This window comes from Trichocoleus sp. ST-U2, from assembly GCF_039961875.1.
Lineage (GTDB): Bacteria > Cyanobacteriota > Cyanobacteriia > Cyanobacteriales > FACHB-T130 > FACHB-T130.
This window is the reverse complement of the sequence record NZ_JAMPJY010000029.1, coordinates 61,138-77,783: the sequence shown is the minus strand read 5'-3', so window position 1 is coordinate 77,783 and position 16,646 is coordinate 61,138. Positions and strand designations below refer to the sequence as shown.

General features: G+C 47.2%; 23 protein-coding genes and 1 pseudogene. 17 read left to right on the top strand and 7 right to left on the bottom strand.

From position 1 onward, the window contains the following. A partial coding sequence (locus tag NC996_RS18750; protein WP_190683983.1) for an IS1 family transposase occupies positions 1–361 on the top strand: 361 nt, incomplete at its 5' end. Positions 362–406: 45 nt separating this feature from the next. Here NC996_RS18750 and NC996_RS18745 read toward each other — a convergent pair. The 4 genes from NC996_RS18745 to glnA all read right to left on the bottom strand — a co-directional run bounded on the left by NC996_RS18745 (position 407) and on the right by glnA (position 4,872). Continuing rightward, positions 407–1,207: a biotin/lipoate A/B protein ligase family protein gene (locus NC996_RS18745; protein WP_190683978.1), complete on the bottom strand. Its 801-nt coding sequence runs from the start codon at positions 1,205–1,207 to the stop codon at positions 407–409. 38 nt (positions 1,208–1,245) lie between these two features. Further along, complete coding sequence (locus tag NC996_RS18740) at positions 1,246–1,749, bottom strand: YbjN domain-containing protein (protein WP_190430709.1); 504 nt, start codon at positions 1,747–1,749, stop codon at positions 1,246–1,248. 240 nt (positions 1,750–1,989) lie between these two features. Next, the gene (locus NC996_RS18735; protein ID WP_190536341.1) at positions 1,990–3,102 is read right to left on the bottom strand and encodes a methyltransferase domain-containing protein; all 1,113 of its coding nucleotides are present in this window, start codon (positions 3,100–3,102) and stop codon (positions 1,990–1,992) included. A gap of 348 nt (positions 3,103–3,450) precedes the next feature. Continuing rightward, the gene (gene glnA / locus NC996_RS18730; protein WP_190412373.1) at positions 3,451–4,872 is read right to left on the bottom strand and encodes a type I glutamate--ammonia ligase; all 1,422 of its coding nucleotides are present in this window, start codon (positions 4,870–4,872) and stop codon (positions 3,451–3,453) included. A gap of 472 nt (positions 4,873–5,344) precedes the next feature. Here glnA and NC996_RS18725 point away from each other — a divergent pair, with 472 nt between their 5' ends. The 3 genes from NC996_RS18725 to apcB are packed head-to-tail and all read left to right on the top strand — an operon-like array spanning position 5,345 to position 6,354. Next, entirely contained in the window at positions 5,345–5,680 is a 336-nt protein-coding gene (locus NC996_RS18725) for a hypothetical protein (RefSeq protein ID WP_242030399.1), read from the top strand. Next, the gene (locus tag NC996_RS18720) at positions 5,670–5,798 is read left to right on the top strand and encodes a hypothetical protein (protein WP_277879670.1); all 129 of its coding nucleotides are present in this window, start codon (positions 5,670–5,672) and stop codon (positions 5,796–5,798) included. The genes NC996_RS18725 and NC996_RS18720 overlap by 11 nt, the downstream gene beginning before the upstream one ends. A gap of 46 nt (positions 5,799–5,844) precedes the next feature. After that, positions 5,845–6,354 carry an allophycocyanin subunit beta gene (gene apcB / locus NC996_RS18715; protein WP_190434291.1) on the top strand — a complete coding sequence of 170 codons (510 nt, stop codon included), beginning with the start codon at positions 5,845–5,847 and terminating at the stop codon, positions 6,352–6,354. 133 nt (positions 6,355–6,487) lie between these two features. On the opposite strand, the gene NC996_RS18710 is transcribed toward apcB, so the two are convergent. Continuing rightward, entirely contained in the window at positions 6,488–6,826 is a 339-nt protein-coding gene (locus tag NC996_RS18710) for a hypothetical protein (protein ID WP_190412375.1), read from the bottom strand. 410 nt (positions 6,827–7,236) lie between these two features. On the opposite strand from NC996_RS18710, the gene NC996_RS18705 reads away from it, so the two are divergent. The 4 genes from NC996_RS18705 to NC996_RS18690 all read left to right on the top strand — a co-directional run bounded on the left by NC996_RS18705 (position 7,237) and on the right by NC996_RS18690 (position 9,084). Then, on the top strand, positions 7,237–7,758 hold the full coding sequence (locus tag NC996_RS18705; protein ID WP_190683974.1) for an HNH endonuclease: 522 nt from the start codon (positions 7,237–7,239) through the stop codon (positions 7,756–7,758). A 14-nt stretch (positions 7,759–7,772) separates the two neighbouring features. Next, positions 7,773–8,159 (top strand): alr0857 family protein, encoded by a 387-nt coding sequence (locus tag NC996_RS18700; RefSeq protein ID WP_190412376.1) that lies wholly within the window; start codon positions 7,773–7,775, stop codon positions 8,157–8,159. 133 nt (positions 8,160–8,292) lie between these two features. Further along, positions 8,293–8,574 carry a DUF1778 domain-containing protein gene (locus tag NC996_RS18695; RefSeq protein WP_190412377.1) on the top strand — a complete coding sequence of 94 codons (282 nt, stop codon included), beginning with the start codon at positions 8,293–8,295 and terminating at the stop codon, positions 8,572–8,574. Positions 8,575–8,580: 6 nt separating this feature from the next. After that, positions 8,581–9,084 (top strand): GNAT family N-acetyltransferase, encoded by a 504-nt coding sequence (locus NC996_RS18690; RefSeq protein ID WP_190430712.1) that lies wholly within the window; start codon positions 8,581–8,583, stop codon positions 9,082–9,084. A 339-nt stretch (positions 9,085–9,423) separates the two neighbouring features. Here the strand turns inward: NC996_RS18690 and msrB are convergent, their stop codons facing one another. Next, positions 9,424–9,918, bottom strand: a complete 495-nt coding sequence (gene msrB / locus NC996_RS18685; protein WP_190536314.1) for a peptide-methionine (R)-S-oxide reductase MsrB — start codon at positions 9,916–9,918, stop codon at positions 9,424–9,426. A 201-nt stretch (positions 9,919–10,119) separates the two neighbouring features. Next, positions 10,120–12,036, bottom strand: coding sequence for a GTPase family protein (locus NC996_RS18680; protein WP_190683971.1), 1,917 nt, complete (start codon positions 12,034–12,036; stop codon positions 10,120–10,122). Positions 12,037–12,163: 127 nt separating this feature from the next. Between NC996_RS18680 and NC996_RS18675 the strand changes: the two are divergent. The 9 genes and pseudogenes from NC996_RS18675 to NC996_RS18635 all read left to right on the top strand — a co-directional run. Next, positions 12,164–12,300, top strand: a pseudogene (locus NC996_RS18675) (BrnT family toxin); the annotation flags it as partial. 3 nt (positions 12,301–12,303) lie between these two features. Continuing rightward, positions 12,304–12,561: a BrnA antitoxin family protein gene (locus NC996_RS18670; RefSeq protein WP_190528768.1), complete on the top strand. Its 258-nt coding sequence runs from the start codon at positions 12,304–12,306 to the stop codon at positions 12,559–12,561. Positions 12,562–13,051: 490 nt separating this feature from the next. Then, the gene (locus NC996_RS18665) at positions 13,052–13,549 is read left to right on the top strand and encodes a hypothetical protein (RefSeq protein ID WP_199302972.1); all 498 of its coding nucleotides are present in this window, start codon (positions 13,052–13,054) and stop codon (positions 13,547–13,549) included. Between the two features lie 122 nt (positions 13,550–13,671). Then, entirely contained in the window at positions 13,672–13,800 is a 129-nt protein-coding gene (locus NC996_RS18660; protein WP_277878458.1) for a hypothetical protein, read from the top strand. Between the two features lie 7 nt (positions 13,801–13,807). Beyond that, positions 13,808–14,044 carry a hypothetical protein gene (locus tag NC996_RS18655; RefSeq protein ID WP_190683968.1) on the top strand — a complete coding sequence of 79 codons (237 nt, stop codon included), beginning with the start codon at positions 13,808–13,810 and terminating at the stop codon, positions 14,042–14,044. Continuing rightward, positions 14,041–14,787 carry a nucleotidyl transferase AbiEii/AbiGii toxin family protein gene (locus NC996_RS18650; protein ID WP_190683965.1) on the top strand — a complete coding sequence of 249 codons (747 nt, stop codon included), beginning with the start codon at positions 14,041–14,043 and terminating at the stop codon, positions 14,785–14,787. The genes NC996_RS18655 and NC996_RS18650 overlap by 4 nt, the downstream gene beginning before the upstream one ends. An 88-nt stretch (positions 14,788–14,875) precedes the next feature. Next, complete coding sequence (locus NC996_RS18645) at positions 14,876–15,079, top strand: type II toxin-antitoxin system Phd/YefM family antitoxin (RefSeq protein WP_348232190.1); 204 nt, start codon at positions 14,876–14,878, stop codon at positions 15,077–15,079. 5 nt (positions 15,080–15,084) lie between these two features. Continuing rightward, a complete protein-coding gene (locus NC996_RS18640) occupies positions 15,085–15,285 on the top strand; it encodes a PIN domain nuclease (protein WP_348232189.1) in 201 nt (66 codons plus the stop codon). Between the two features lie 548 nt (positions 15,286–15,833). Beyond that, positions 15,834–16,640 carry a phytanoyl-CoA dioxygenase family protein gene (locus NC996_RS18635; RefSeq protein WP_190683960.1) on the top strand — a complete coding sequence of 269 codons (807 nt, stop codon included), beginning with the start codon at positions 15,834–15,836 and terminating at the stop codon, positions 16,638–16,640. Positions 16,641–16,646 lie beyond the last annotated feature (6 nt).

The window sequence follows — 16,646 nt, the reverse complement described above, 5'->3', positions numbered from 1 at the left end:
TAACAAACTGTGGATTTGGACTGCCGTTAATCACTTTCAAGCAGGAATTCTGGCATGGGTGGTTGGTGATCGCAGTGCCGAAACCTTCAAGTTCTTATGGTTTATCGTCAAGTGCTGGCATTGTTTCTTCTATGTCACTGACGGATGGAAGGTCTATCCGATATTCATTGAGGAGAGCGATCAGATTGTCAGCAAGACCTATATGACTCGAGTTGAGGGGGAAAACACTCGTCTACGGCATTACCTGGCACGTCTGCACCGAAAGACTTTGTGCTACTCCAAATCACTTGAGATGCTGAAGTGTTCGCTCCGTTTGCTCCTTCACTACTTGAAGTATCGAACAGTTTTTCTATCAGCTTAGTTCATTACAATTTCAGCAACGCCTCCGACCTTAGAGTCACTCGCGTTAGCATTGTCCATCTTGATTCTGTAAGGCTGGATTCTCCGAGACTTTATTCGGTGAGGGAATCGCTAATTCTGGCTGCGCCAAAATTTCCTGCCACTCACTTTCAGAAAAAGGCTGCACCAGCATCTCAACACCAAAACAATCCTTAGCTGCTACCGTCAAAGCTTCTACAACTGTTAGAATTAGCGCCTCTCCCTGTTGTTTATTCGGTAGTTTGACCGGCTCCGCAGCCTCGCCAAACACCTGTTCAAACAGCGTGGCGTCTGGTGACAAACGGATCGAGCCGTGCTGCAAAATGGTATTGCCTCGCCTCATCTGGGCACTACCAATTAATTTAGAATTATCCGCTAAAACTAAATCCGCACCTGTCGCGGTACCAAAACAATTGGGGTTATGAATGTAACCCCGTCCTGCCGAACCGTAGTGCAATTCTAAACCGAGCGATCGCCACCCCTGAATCAAAAACTTACAAATTTCTTGGTACGCTTGCAGGCGACTGCCAGCAAGTCCTGACGTGACCACCATGTAGGTCAAATCACCTTGGTGCAGCACCCCACGTCCGCCAGTCGGACGCCGCACCAAATCCACTACACCCGCCGCAGCCAGCTGCTGCCAAGATGCAGGTAAGCGGTGTTGATGATATCCCAACGAAATTGCCGGTGGAGACCAGGTATAAAACCGTAAGGCTGGAGGATGCAAACCCAGATGGTGCTGCTCCAGTAACCATCGGTCGATTGCCATCTGGACGCGACCTGACGCTTCCAGCAGCGGAATCAAACGCCAGTAGCGGTTATTGGTCATGTGTCATTTGCCTAAAATCAATGACCAATGACCAATAACTAACTACCAAATTCAGCTTGTAAAGCTTCGTCGTTATTATCTGCAATCGTCGCGACAACGGTGACAGCGCGGGAAATTTCTCCAGGAGAAAGCTCGGCGACAGTGCGAGATGTCAGCACTGCCACTTGGTTCTCTACAATGCCAAAACGCGATTCAAACGTGTCCGACCAATTCATTTCCAGGAGTTTCCTCATCAACAGCGGTTCGTTCGTGGCAGGTAGCTTGAGAACATAAGACCAAACGGTGAAAGTATCCTCCTCGGTAATCCCCGTGAGTTGCACAAACACCTCAACGCTACCGTACTTAAATTTCCAAAGATAGCTGCTGTCTTCGCCACGGCTTACCATTGCCGTATCGTCCTGATCCAAGCTGGAGATAACGGTTTGAATCACATCAACATAGTTGACTACCGTTGCATCCTCAATCAGCTCATTGGTAACTAGATCCTCAGTTGACAGTCCTTGGGTGGAAACACTTTCCACAGCAGGCTGGTTGGTGGTCATAATACCTTCTGCTTATCGTTTTGCGGTTTGCCTAGACCAACTCTATCGCCTAGAGGCACATTTGGAGGACACCTCTAAAGATTAGTTTTTTATTTTCAAGTGTTAAGTTGTTTAATCATCGCCTATACAGCGATCGCCTTCAGCCGCTTCTTCTGATTCTCGTTACTAGGACAGCTCTATCCATCCTAGTAACGAGCCTTAGCCTTGATGCCGTCTGTTGCTACTTCTCGACACCGTGTTTCAAACCATGAGCTTGCGATCGCTTTGTTCTCCATCTAAAGCCGTTGTCTTTTCAGAAACCGGCTTATGAGCAATCAAATACTTGCTCATAAAGTGAACTTCACTCGAAATATTCTCGAAGCCTGCTTTCTCCAACCGTTTCACCAAATCATCCGTTATGTAGTGTTTGTAGTATGGCTCGTGGAATGTTTCTGGGAAGTTTTCCATCAGTGGCACCAAGTCTGGAGCATCGCTGACCTGAATCGAGTCGCAGATAATAAAGACTCCACCCGGTTTCGTGACTCGGTAGCACTGTTCGATCACCTGCTGACGCACCGCTGCTGGAAGCTCATGGAAGAGAAACACGCAAGTAACCGCATGGAAATGCTCATCCACGTAAGGGATTTTCTCAGCATTCGCTTGTAGGAGTTGGGGCAATTCTCCAGGATTTTCCAATAACAGCTGATTCGCCTTCCGCAAGTAAGCGGGTGACAAATCGATTCCAAACAGAGATGCTTCCGGCAAAGCGCCGCGGATTAATTTCAAAGTGCGCCCCGTTCCACTTGCCACATCCAGAATGCGAACTTGTCTGGGTGGAATAGAATCAAAAGCTTTCAGCCCTTGTTTCAATGGCGCGAGAATCCGCCGCCGCATCGCATCTGCCGTGCCACCAAAAAGAATTTCTACTTGCAAATCATAGAGATTCGCGGACCAGTCACTTAAGTAACCATCAGTTTGGTGGTGGAAGTTTTGCAGGTAGTAGCTTGGATAACCATCCGTGGAAATGTTTGGAGAAAAGTCTTGATGCCGCTTTTGGTTCGCCCGCTGATGCACTTGCAGCGTATCCAGCCAAACCATTGGATAATAGCGGAAAAAATCGCTCCATGAGTTATCAAACAGTAAGCCAGCGGGATATACACCTCGCTCAACATCCTGCCAATCGGCTTCGATAATCCGATCGTGCCTTTGTTTCAGTTTTTGTATAACCTCTGGCGGAATCGGCTTGGTTTTCACCTCCGGTGGAGGTGAAATTAAATTCAGCAACTGAGAATTTAATATTTTATGAGCTAAACCAAAGTAATTTTTGCCTTGCTGAAAAGTCTGATAGGTCAGCTTGGTTAGAGTCTCAGTAATAGTAGTTGCTGGGTCAAGGTTTGAGGTTGACTGCATAGAGGCTAACGATGGGTGCTGAAAACTGAGTACGACTATGAAAATGCTGCGCGGTTATATGTCTTTTTGTTAAGACATATTTCTTATGTTAACTCAGTTTCGACAACTGCCATCTGTCTCCAGTGGGACAAGAAAAAGCGCCACCCTTATGGGTGGCGGGCTAGGGATGAGTTGTTTTCCAGGAAGGGGATACCCCACCCCACAGCTTAGAACGCTTTAAGAAAGGCAAGCTCTAGATTTGGCAGGAATGCTTAGCAAAAACGTCAGGCTTTGCTCCTACACAATTTGCCTTCCCATGAGCGAGAAAAGAAATTAGCAATCATAGTAGAGAGCGAACTCGTAGGGATGGGGGCGCAGCCGCATCGGGTTGACTTCGTTATCGAGCTTGTATGAAATCCAAGTCTGGATGAAGTCTGGGGTGAACACGCCCGTCTCGGTCAAGAAAGCGTGATCGTTTTCCAATGCCTCCAGGGCACCTTCGAGCGATCCTGGGGTGGAAGGAACATTCGCCAGTTCCTCTGGGGTTAGGTCGTAAATATCCTTATCCAGGGATTCACCAGGGTCAATTTGGTTTTTGATACCATCTAGACCCGCACAGAGCATGGCAGCAAACGCCAAGTAGGGGTTAGAAGTCGCATCCGGACAACGGAACTCTAAGCGCTTCGCTTTAGGATTGGTACCAGATAGCGGAATCCGAATCGAGGCAGAACGGTTTCCTTGGGAGTAAGCCAAGTTCACGGGTGCTTCAAAACCGGGCACCAAGCGCTTGTAAGAATTGGTTGTGGGATTGGTCAAAGCCAACAGCGCCGGTGCGTGCTTGAGGATGCCACCGATGTAGTGCAACGCCATTTGGCTTAAGCCAGCATACTTATCGCCTGCGAATAGCGGCTGCCCATCCTTCCAAATCGACTGGTGGGTATGCATCCCAGAACCGTTGTCGTTAAACAGTGGCTTCGGCATGAAGGTGACTGTTTTGCCATATTTCTTGGCAACGTTCTTGATGACGTACTTGTAAGTCATCAGATAGTCAGCAGCTTGTACCAAAGTTGCGAAGCGGAAACCCAGTTCGCACTGTCCGCCGGTAGCAACTTCGTGGTGGTGCTTTTCAATTGGCACCCCGCACTTCGCCATCGTCAGCAGCATTTCTGTCCGCATATCCTGGGAGGTATCCGTCGGCGCGACTGGGAAATAACCCTCTTTGTAGCGAGGTTTATAACCGAGGTTGCCACCCTCTTCTTTTTTCCCAGAATTCCAACGTCCCTCGACGGAGTCTACGTGGTAATAGCCTTCATGCTGGTTTTGGTCAAAGCGGACATCATCAAAGATGAAGAACTCAGCTTCCGGTCCAATGAAGGCTGTATCGCCAATGCCGGTAGAAATTAGGTAGTCTACTGCCTTCTGAGCAATGGTGCGGGGGTCGCGGCTGTAAGGTTGGCCCGTCCGGGGTTCGATAATGCTACAGACGACGCTTAAAGTCGGCTCTGCCATGAATGGGTCGATCCAGGCAGTTGTCGGATCTAGCACCATTGCCATGTCTGATTCGTTGATGGCTTTCCAACCCCGGATACTAGAGCCATCGAAGGGTACGCCCTCGGTAAAGCTACTTTCGTCAATTTGGTCGTGATACATCGACAAATGCTGCCAGATACCCGGCATATCGATGAACTTGAGGTCAATGATCTGGATGTTTTTTTCTTTGACGTAAGTCAAAAATTCTTGCGGGGTCTGGAACATTACGACGGACTCCTTATTTTCTAAGCTGGCTCAGTCTGGAAAGCAGAAAAAACAGTAAGAGCGATCATCAGGGTTGGTGAATCGTCAAGTCAAGAGGGGGAGAACCTGGATTGAAAGCAAGCATTTTCAGGTGAGACTTCCCGATCCAGAAGTACAACTTTCCTGGCTGAAAATCTTTTGTCTCCTCTTTTGCCCATCTCAAGAACTCTCCCACTCAATTCCCAGTTGGCGCTTACGCGCCGCTACGCTAACAGTCTTCAGCCTTTTTTCAAGACGTAAGGCATCGATGTACTGGATCATCCTAGGGATAGGTGCCAGGAGATTTTGTATTCAGCTATACAGAATAAGGCAGTTGCCGTTTGACTTAAAGCGAGAAAAAGTTAAAAATTGTAGCGAGATTTACAAAAAAATCTTATAGGCGGCAACAATTTTACTAATCAGTAGCTTTGGCTACTTTTGTGCGGGGGGAAGCATGATGTTTAATTTAAATACGGATTTTGATCAAGATTTTGACGAACAAGAGGCGTTTGAGTATCGTCCTGGGACGAGAGTGGAGCTAAAGCAGCGTCCTGGGGTGGTTGATATTATTGCTGAATATGACCCGATGATGGTGCCGCCTATTTGGTTGCTCAACGATCCGCAGCCGCGATATCCAGAAGAGCTGACATTACTGCCAGTGCCCATGAGAGGGGTCTGTTGGTTGAAGCCGGTGAGCCGTCGAAAAGCTGGCTCTACGGGTCGGTCACGGGATGGCAACCAGATGCGTCAGAAGGCTTACAGCAGCATCCCAGAAAAAATTGCCCGCTAAAAATTGCCGCGATCGCTCTCAACAATGTGGAGATGCTTGTGGAGATGGATATATGCTAATGAAAGTGTTTGTTGTTGTAAACTACACCCTAGAAACTGGGTATGCAACAGCACACTAAACAATAGAAAATTATCTATATAGCTTGTTGTTGGGAGAGCAATTTCATGCGCGACGCAGTCACAAACCTGATTAAAAATTACGATGTTACGGGTCGTTACCTGGATCGCAATGCCGTAGATTCCCTGAAATCTTATTTTGAAACCGGCACAGCACGAGTCCAAGCGGCTGCTGTGATTAACTCCAATGCAGCTTCGATTGTGAAGCAGGCGGGGTCACGGCTGTTTGAAGAACTGCCCGAACTGATTCGACCAGGCGGAAATGCATATACGACTCGTCGCTATGCTGCTTGTCTGCGGGATATGGACTATTACCTGCGCTATGCCAGCTATGCGTTGGTTGCAGGTGATACGAATGTGCTGGATGAGCGGGTGCTGCAAGGTCTTCGGGAAACTTACAACTCTTTGGGAGTGCCGATTGGCCCCACCGTAATGGGCATCCAAATCATGAAGGACATTGTGAAAGAACAAGTGGCTGCGGCTGGAGTTGCAAATACAGCATTTGTAGATCAGCCCTTTGACCACATGACCCGCGATTTAAGCGAACAGGATGTCTAAGCAGCAGATAGCAACGAACAATTAGCCATTCGTCATTAGCTGGAGAGCGATCGCACTTTTTATCTTGTACTGGGATAAAGTGCGATCGCTTTTGTTTATGCTGCGCTGACGCTAATTTGAAGACACCAAAAGCCTATCTCGATGACAAACTCTCAACACTTAAGGGAACCAGATCGCCATGATTGGTAAATCCTAATAACATTGGCTCTTGCGGTCGGATAAACTTGCCTGTCAGTACACAGCGTTGTTCTTGCTGCGCTGTGGCGGGGACGCTAGAGAGGATATCAGACCTAGAGAATTGAGGTTTATAATCATCGGATTTCTGCTGCACGTAGTTCCAGAGGATATCTCGAATCAAAGCTTGATATCCCTGATGACCTGCGAGTTCTTTGAGTTCTTCCTTCAGTTCTCTCTCCAAGCGTATGCTGGTGACTTCCATTTCAGTGGTTGAGGTGCGAGGTAGGGTACGCATGATTTTTTCTCCTAAAATTTGTGGACAGATTAGTAATACAAGTGTAGTATATTGAAAGCCAGATTCAAGTTAAACCGTTCAAGAAGCCTTCCTGTGACACATATACCTGCTTTCTCCATCTCAGCCAGCCATTCCGACTCTTTAACGAGTTGGGAATCAGCCTGTGCGGGCGTGGAGTTTCTTTTTATGGGTGGATATGGTAGTCAGAGACGAGGTACGGAGATCGATCAAATTTTGGATCGCAATAATGGTGGGAGTCTGCGGTTTGCAGAACCCAAACTAAACAAACAAAGCGGGAGGTACAGGCTAAAAGTAGCCGTACCAACATAGGACGAGAAGACTCAAAAAGTTTTTCCAACCCCCGCTTCTAATTACCAGAGGCGGGGGTTAATTGTATGAGGAGCCAAGTCGTGACAAGCGCAACTGACGTGTTAGGTAGGTCGGTAGTCGTATTTTCCCAGAACTACTTGCCCATAAGCCGGGTCAATATTAAGCGAGCGATCGCTCTGTTGATCGGTGGGAAAGCCGAACCTTTGCAGTTTAGCGATGCAGCGGGCTGGCAAGTGCGGTCGCCCAGCGTGGTAATCGAGGTGCCAGAACAAATTCGCCTCACCATCACGAGTGCAGAGCGAGTTTGGAAGGTTCCCCCAGTGAACCGTCGGGAATTGCTGCGGAGAGACCACCACACCTGCCAATACTGCGGTAACACGAAACAGTTGACGATCGATCACGTCCTACCCTTATCAAAGGGCGGAAAACACACCTGGGACAACGTAGTGATTGCCTGCGAAAGGTGCAACCAACGCAAAGGCGATCGCACTCCGACTCAAGCGGGAATGCCCCTTCGTACCCAGCCTAAAGCCCCCATGCACCCTGCTGTTGCCTTTGCCGAACAGTTCTGGCGCGAACAGCACGATCACCTGGATTTGTAAGGAGACACCAAGCAATGCTGAAATTAACTTACACAGAAAACGGCTTTTACTTGGAGTGTCTGGCTCAATCTCTGGAAGAGTGGGTGACACGGCGGGTGATTTTAGCGCTGCGAGTGGGTACCCCCATCTCAGTCGAACCCAGCACCGCTTCCTTCTTACTTCCGGCTAGTTTGCCAGAAATCGGACGGTTGGTAGAGGAAGCGCAGCAGGAAGGTTCTGAAATTATTGGCTTGTGTGCTTGCGATGCCGAGTACGTCGAAGTCAGCCTGCACGGTAGCTGGGTGGACGGAGGCTCGAAAAATGGAGAGGGCGTTTTTGTGACTGCAATGAGCGATCGCGCTGAATTCTTCCTCTTCAAGCTTTGGCAAGATGCACAAGCTTGCACCTCCTCCTTGAGGTAATCAAATCACTTTTGGGGTGGGTCGAAAAACCCACCCTTTTTCTTAGTATTTGTGTGGACATTTGCCGGATAATACATCAAACTATTGGTATGTCATAGCGGGATACTACACTGAGATTGATTAAACATTAGTTATGTCAGCCAGCAGCAATACCAAAGAAAGCAGAATTGATTTGAGACTGAGCCAAGAGCAAAAAAAGACGCTTGAAAAGGCAGCTGCACTGATGGGACTCAGTGTAAGTTCTTATGTGCTTTGCCACTCACTTGATGCTGCCAGAAAGGACATTGCCTTTCATGAAACACTGGTTTTGTCAGATAGAGATCGGGATCTCTTTTTATCGATACTAGAGAATCCGCCTGAACCGAACGAAGCTTTAAAATTGGCGATGTGTGAATATCAGGAGTACGAAAAGTAATACTTTGTGGAATGGATTTTTCACCCTCTCGATAGCAGTGTAAGGAAGGATGCTTTCGACTGCGGAGTTCCAAAGTTAAACGATTACCTGAAGCAATACGCTGGACAAAACGATAGAAAAGGCATTGCCAAAACCTTTGTTGCTATTCCCAAAGAAGATGGTAATGAAGTTGTTGGCTATTACACCATCAGTATGTCTAGCATTACGTTTGACTCGCTTCCAGAGCAACTAAGAAAAAGATTACCCCGTTATCCTGTTCCCGCTATGTTAATCGGACAACTTGCCGTTGACACCTCAATGCAAGGGAGAGGATTGGGAAAAAGATTACTAATGGATGCTCTTAGTAAAGCAGTTCGCCTTGCAGATGAAGTAGGGATTTTTGCAGTTAGAGTTGATGCTCTGGATGATGAGTCAAAGCAATTTTATCTGAAATACGGTTTCGTTCCCTTAATTGATTATGAATTCTCGCTTTTCCTACCAATGGCAACAATATTAAAGAGTCGTAAATAGCAAGTGGGTTCGTCGTTGCGGTAAAGCAGATTTATTGTTGAGTGGCGAACCAAAACCTTCACGCGCTGAATTCTTCCTCTTTAAGCTTTGGCAAGATGCACAAGCTTGTACCTTCGTCCTTGAACTAACTGTAGGGGCGCACGGCTGTGCGCCCTTTTCTTGAGAAGCGCTCGCATATCTTGCAGCCTTGGCGATTAGAAATCGCGGCTATACAAACGAAGTCCGCCTGCGCGGACTTTTGAAACCTGCGGAGGCAGGTTTTGTGTATGTAGGCGCGAATTCTATTCGCCAGCTTCACTAGAACACCTGCCAAACGATGCAGTCAAATAGGAGCGATCGCTAGCCTTGAATAAATTTAAGCGCGGCACCGTTCATGCAGTAGCGTTTGCCAGTTGGGCGCGGACCATCGTTAAATACATGACCTAAATGCCCACCACAGCGATGGCAATGCACTTCAATTCTAGTCATAAAAAGCGTCTTGTCTGTGGAGGTGCCGATTCCCCCTTCAATGGGAGCATAAAAACTGGGCCAACCAGTATGGCTGTCGAATTTCGTGTCAGAGGTAAAAAGCGGTAAGTCACACGCCGCACACGCATAAATTCCTTTACCGTATTGCTTATCAAGCGGGCTAGTTCCAGCACGTTCGGTACCGTGTTTACGCAAGACGTTAAACTGTTCGGGCGTCAAAATTTCACGCCATTCTTCCTCGGTTTTGTTGATTTCAAAATTATTGTTTGAAGCTGCCATATCTCCCGAATTCCCAATTAGATTGCGTGATAACCATGCCGCGCCTACAATTACAGCGCCAGCTTTTAAAAGATAACGTTTTTTCATGCTGCATCATTCAGTTGTCAATGTGAGGCGAGCCAGTTCAACTTTGAGAGAGTTTATTTGGCTCTATCTCTAGGATGCGCGATCGCGCTCATCCGAAGCGAGGCGTTAGCCTAGCGCCGACCTGTCGGTTCGCTCTGAATTAAGTCTGATAGCCGGATTAAAATTCGCTAAGAAGCCTAGAGCAGATAAAGAGGCATCGGCTCAAATTTGCTTGAGATAGAACTCAAACCGTTCCCGGAATTGTTCAACTGTCAGATTTTGAGTCCAATATTCCACTAAAGCGTGACCAAATGCCCAGGCATTGCGTTCTGGTGAAGAGGGGTTTTCCAGTAGTAGAGGCCAAAGGGATAGCAAATCAAAGTTGATCGGGTTTTCGCCCGGATTCAAGAGCGAGAACAAATCATACGCCATCTGAAGTTTGCCAATCACAACCGGCAATTGCTCCACGGGAATTTGGTCTGCTAGCAGGTATGCTAGATTTGGTCGTCCGGTTGTCAGTGTCGCAATGAACTGGAGAACGGGACTTTTGAGGAGTGCAGCCAGTCCCTGTGTCGTTGTCATCTGAAAGGTGTAGCGGTCAATGATTTTGGCAGCAGCGGCAGTGCGGGCATCCAAGTTACGCAAAAAACGGGCAAGGCGGAGTTGCTTGGTAGGCGCGATCGCATCCACCAGTGCTAATGAGAGTGCGTCCATTCCCCAGGCAGTTCGACCCGTTTTTGTGTCACCTGTAACTACAGGGAGAACCAGATTGCAGAAGTCGCCTAGAAGCTTCGCCCGATACTCGGTCGCTTCCCGAATCGCCTTTTCCTTTGGGCGATCGCCTGCTTGCCAGTTGTAGGGAGGTTCCCACTCCCGGATGGGGCGCAGACGATCCACCTGAGTGACGATGGCGATCGCGCTCAAGTCTGCAACTTCTGCCTTCATATCTTTGAGAAAGTCCACATCCATTTGCAGTGCCGGATCGAGGGCAGGAGTGACTAAGAGCAGCAAATCTGCATTGGTGGCATAATCCAGCACCAGTTCCCGCAAATCCGCCCGGTTCACTTGTTCGTACCCCGGCGTATCCCAAAGCGTCAGAGTTTCCCCCAATTGGCTCTGCCAGCGGTAATTCTGAATCTTATCGGTGCTGGGCAACACATCCACGGCGGCTCGATCTGCTTGAAATAGCGTATTAATCAAGCTGCTTTTTCCAGATCCGGTTCGTCCCACTAGCAGAATATTGACAGGTTTTTGCTCAACCGCTTCGACGGGTTCTGTTTGAGCCAGGATGTCTCGGAGGGTTTGCGTCTTTGCCTTGGGTAGTGTCGGTGTGGAAGTAGAGGATTCTGACTCTGGTAGTGTAGTCGTTCCTCCATAGAGAGCGATCGCTTGCCGACATAAGTTCCGCAGAGCGGCTTCCCGAAGCATCTGGCTCAAATTCCCCAGCAATTCCTGATTTGCCTGATTACTGGAACGCTGAGTGACTTGTTTTGCTACCGCCACCACCGGATTCAAGAACCACTGTGCCCAATTCCAGGCTTGCCAGAGTTTCCGAGCCGATGGTTCCAGCTTGCGGTAAACTCCGTATGCCTCGTATGCCTGCCCAATCGTGACCCGATCGAGGGCAGGAGATAACTTCTGTATCCACCCGTCCAGATCGTCCACCGTTCCCCGAATCAGTCCGTAAGCTTGGGTAACGTGAATGTTGAGCAGGGGATACTTTACTTCAGGATTGTAGACATGAGCGATCGCGCTAACAAGATCCTGGCATCGCTGCCAAAAAGTTTGCCAGTCTTCCCAAATCGGGCGATCGCTCTGTGCTGCTTTCAGGATCTCTTGATAGGCGACTTCAGCTTGATTTACAGCATCATTTCCCCCTGGTAGGCCTACAGTGTCGCCTGTACCAGATTCGAGTTCGGCGCTAACCTCCGCCATGACCGATTCTATTTGCGCGATCGCGGGTCGAGTCCACTTCACCAGCAGCCAACGCCAACCCACAAATACGACGGTAAACACGCCCCAGATCCAATTAATCCGCCACTCGTGAATCTGCAACCCTGCCGATATCAGCAAGAAACCAACGATCGTTGCGATCGGCGTTGCTAACACCACCCACTGCCACACCTTTAATTGCACCATTGTTCCAAACCTGTCTCGATTCGACTTCTTATACCGTTATTGTCGATCTAACTGCCTCTGATGCTAGACCCCGTAATGTGGGATAACATCACAAATCAGGGTGTTCGACCATTGTTGGTGATTTAACAAGCGATTTATTACAGATGGTATAGATGCCTTCGGTCGAGTTTTAGTTGTTGTTTAACATGGCGTGACAATAAGATTCGATTGATTTCTGCCCGCAAAGCTACACGCCATGAGCGAAAGCAATATGAGGAGGAATAACTGATGGAAGCTGAGTATGATTTTAGTCAGGGGAAGCGGGGAGCAATCGAGCCAACACCGCCAGGGAAAACCCGTATTACCATCCGATTAGATGATGATGTTTTGGCATGGTTTCGCGAGCAAGTTCATCTAGCAGGTGGAGGAAACTATCAGACATTAATCAACGATGTACTTCGCCAGCACATTCAACAGTGTCGCGAACCGTTGGAGGAAACGCTACGGCGAGTTTTACGAGAGGAACTTGAGCGAATTCGGAAATGAGCTGCACTCGGCATTGCCAATACAACCCACTGCCACACCTTTAATCGCACCATTGCCCTATCCCTGCCTAAATTAGACTTCTTATATCGCTATTGTCGATCCTGCTATAAGTACGCGATCGCGATCACTCGCTGCGGTAAGCTGTTCCTATTTCAAGTGCTAGACCGTTTACTGGAGGCTAAAATTACTAATAAGCGTGTTAAACCGCTGTGAACGGTTTAATAACTATTTATCTACAGTGAAATAAAGGTTAGTTGGAGAGTAAAAGTTGACAGAGTTTACCTACAGTCCGCCGGAATCGCCAGCTTTTCTCCATACGCTTAGGAGCTACCTGCGAGCGATAAAAAAAGATGACATTGACACTCTACTTATCAATTCGACTTACGAAGTTGTTTCATCTGGTTCGTTTTCTCACGTTCGGTGGGACTCTTACGATGCTACTGTAAGATTTTGCGTACCCGTTGCACACCTACCCAAATTCACAGAGAGTGTGAAAAAAGAGTTACTGGCTGCTGTCTATACTGTATTTCCAAAAGAAGTTGGTTATGAAATAAATGACTTAGAAATATCGCCTATTATCGAAGCTCCACCAGATGATGGAAAGCTATTATCAAATTCTGCATCGCTTGTCTCTAGTGGAACTATTGAGCATGACGGCTTAAGGTTTCGCTCTCGCTCTGAAGTGAAAGTTTACAATGAACTAAAGAGGCGAAATGTACTGTTTTTCTCCAATGCAACCGCTGTATTAGGTGGAAAAGATGTGAAAAGAGAGCCAGATTTCTTAGTCTGTCAAGATGGAAAGTGGGGAATTCTGGAGGTTATGGGAGATCAGTATCATCCAAGCGCTACTGCAATGCGAGACCACGACCGAGCAAGGTTATTCAAAGACTATGGATTGTATTTCATTGAATTCTACGATGCTAAAGAATGTTACAACAGTCCTGCTCAGGTTGTTGATGAATTTCTAAAGCATCTGTCAAGATCATAGGAAATCTGAGCAGATAACACCTTGTTGTAGTGGACACAGAGGCGTGTCCCGCTGAGCACACTCCCAAAAACTAGGCAAGAATTTGATTAACTCCCGTCCAAGTATTTGGGTCAGGAAGCAAAGTGAGATCGCCAGCAAGAACGAATAAAGCGATCGCTCCTGTAAATTGGTTTTGTTTGCACGTAGGTAGCAGCGCGATCACCGATGATTGGGCTATTCTAGAAGTAGAGTTAGCCAAAGTTGTCGATTAGAGGAGCTATGACAACCGCCACACCAACAATTAATCCACCTGTTGTCCCAAAAAGGCTGCATTTTTTAGAGTCAATCTGCTGGCAGACAGGAGATGTCTATCGGTTTACTCCGGAGCAAATGCTGAGTCGCTATGAGCGGGGTTGGGAATATCGCCAGCTATTTAGCAATCTTGAAGGCGAAGAACTACGTTTCCTAAAGGAACTTGCAAAACGCTATAATTCCTGGCTACAAGCCTGTTTATGACCTTCCGATTAGATTACCATAATAAAATCCTCACGATTCTTGAAAGTTTAGATGCTGAGGTACTTAGGAAGGGTTCTGCTTACTTCGGTGGTGGAACCCTTCTTGCACTTGATTTTGAAGAATACCGCTGGAGTAAGGATGTTGATTTTATCTCTCCTGTTGGTGAATCAGGCTACAAATACCTCCGCACAGTCATATTTGATGGTGGATATGAAGCATTGTTTCGCGATCTGAGTAGAATCCAAGTTGGACGTGGCACCACTGACCAGTATGGAATTCGGATGATGGTTATTGTTGATAATATCCCCATCAAGGCTGAAATTATCGCTGAAGCTCGTTTTCAACTAGATCCGCCAAGATATCCAAAGTGGTCATCTGTCGCCTGCTTAAGCCTCAATGACTGTTTCACGTCCAAGCTGCTTTCAAATTGCGATCGCTACATGGACGACAGCGTTGAGGCAAGAGATTTAATCGATTTAGCAATTCTTAGGCTGCAATCTTCAATTCCTCAGGAATCAATTGAGAAAGCTGAGAAAGCGTATGAAGTTATACGTCCTTTAAAACTTGCGATCGCACGCTTTCAGGAAAGACCCCATTACAGGCAGGAATGCTTTCTCAGTCTGCAAGTTGATAAAGTTAAGATACCCAGAATTATTGACGGTGTTGATTTCCTAGCTACCGATTTAGGCTTGGCTACTACCGAGAGACATTTTAAGGAGCAGCATGATATTTTTACTGATTGAGAGACACAAGAGGGAATAAGGGAAGAGCCATAACCATGCAAAAGTGACGCTATGCTAACGGTAACGATTGAGGAAATTCAGCGAGATATTGCAACTTAACCTTCACCAAGTCGAAGCAGCTGAGACTCTTATTGTCATGCAAACAGGAAAGCCTGTTGCTGAAATTAGACAAATTTCACCAACCGTTAAGCAACTTCAACCTTTTGCTCTTTGTGCTGGAGAGTTCACTGTGCCAGATGATTTTGACACTTCATTACCAGAAGACATTCTGACCGCATTTGAGGGTACATGAGGTACATGAAGCTACTGCTTGATACCCATGTGTTTCTTTGGTTTATCAGTGGCGATTGTCGATTATCAAATGACCGCGAGGGCAGTATCTGCGATCCAGACAATGAAGTATATCTGAGTTTTGTCTCAGTGCGGGAAGCAATTATCAAGTATCAATTAGGCAGGCTACCACTGCCAGAGTCTCCCGGAAGTTATCTACCCGAATAGCGCGATCGCGTACCGTGCCGTAAGCATTCGCCATCTCATCGCTAGTCTTCATCTAGAGCAAAATAGTGTTGCTCAACTTGCAAAACTAACCCAAAGTTTTTTTAAGATTTCAGGTAGTGATTGCTATTCTGCATCTATCGCGGGGAATAATAGTATTAAGTAGATGACGCTATGTTTTTCTTTAGGCAATGAGGAATCAGTTTTAGTAGCAGCGATGAAACTTCGAGAAGCTAGGTCACTAAGGCTTGTGGATATGGAAATGACGATTGGACGATAGTGGTTAATAATTCAACCGTTGAGGGTGAGTGAAGATTTTACAGCTTCATTCTTTGCCTGCTGATTAAGCAGCTCGGTCACAGTTTCATCTGAAAGTTCAGGAGATTCCATAAGCGCGAAGCGTGGAAATTACTGAACTCTTGAACACCTTGTTAAGCAGTAATTATACGGAAGGTTTTGGGAGCAGCAAACTAGCTTCCTGAAACACTTTGCTCTTGAAAGCTAGATTTTACTTCAACTCTAACGCCCTGAATTGGAGCAGGAACAGCAACATGATTCAAACTACAGATACAGCTAAGTTTTCGACGACTGACCTAAATCGCTTTGCTGAAGAACTCAATCGAGATGGAATTTGTGTGATTCGGGGTCTATTTGACAGAGGATTGATCGAAGAGTGGGCAGACGCTTTTAATGAATTATTCCAAAAGCGCCAAAATCAACCGGGTGGTCTGGCACCTCGCGAACAAGCCCGCTTCTATCTAACCTTCCCCTGGGTTGCTCCCTTTGCCAATGTAGATGTGTTTGCGAATCCGGTAATTTTGGGGATTCTCAATCGCGTATTCTACCAAGAATATAAGATGGTGCAATTGGGGGCTGATATTCCAGTAAAGGGTTCGGATTACCAAGAAATTCACCGGGACTTTCGCCCACTTTTCTCAGATCAGATAGTAACGCCACTCTATGCGCTGGCGGTTAACTTTCCGCTGGTAGAAGTAACAGCGGACAATGGGCCGTTTCAAATGGCGCGGGGGACTCATGTCTTACCTCGTGAGGAAGGGTTAGTGAAAGTGGCTGCTGGCGAAATTCCGATGGAATCCTTTTATATGCAGCCGGGTGATGTGATGATTCGGTCGCCGCTGGCGCTGCATCGAGGCTCACCGAACCGGACAAACACTCCCAGACCGATGGTTGTGATGGGCTATGTGATGCATTGGCTGCACACCGCGAAAGTAGACTTGACTGTGCAACGGGACTATTATGAAAGTCTGCCAGAGGAAATAAGGGAATTACTGCGGTGCCACGTGGTAGAGCAGTTGCCAGAGAACAAAGTTGAAACCTACGTGAATTTCAAGTATTAGGACGCT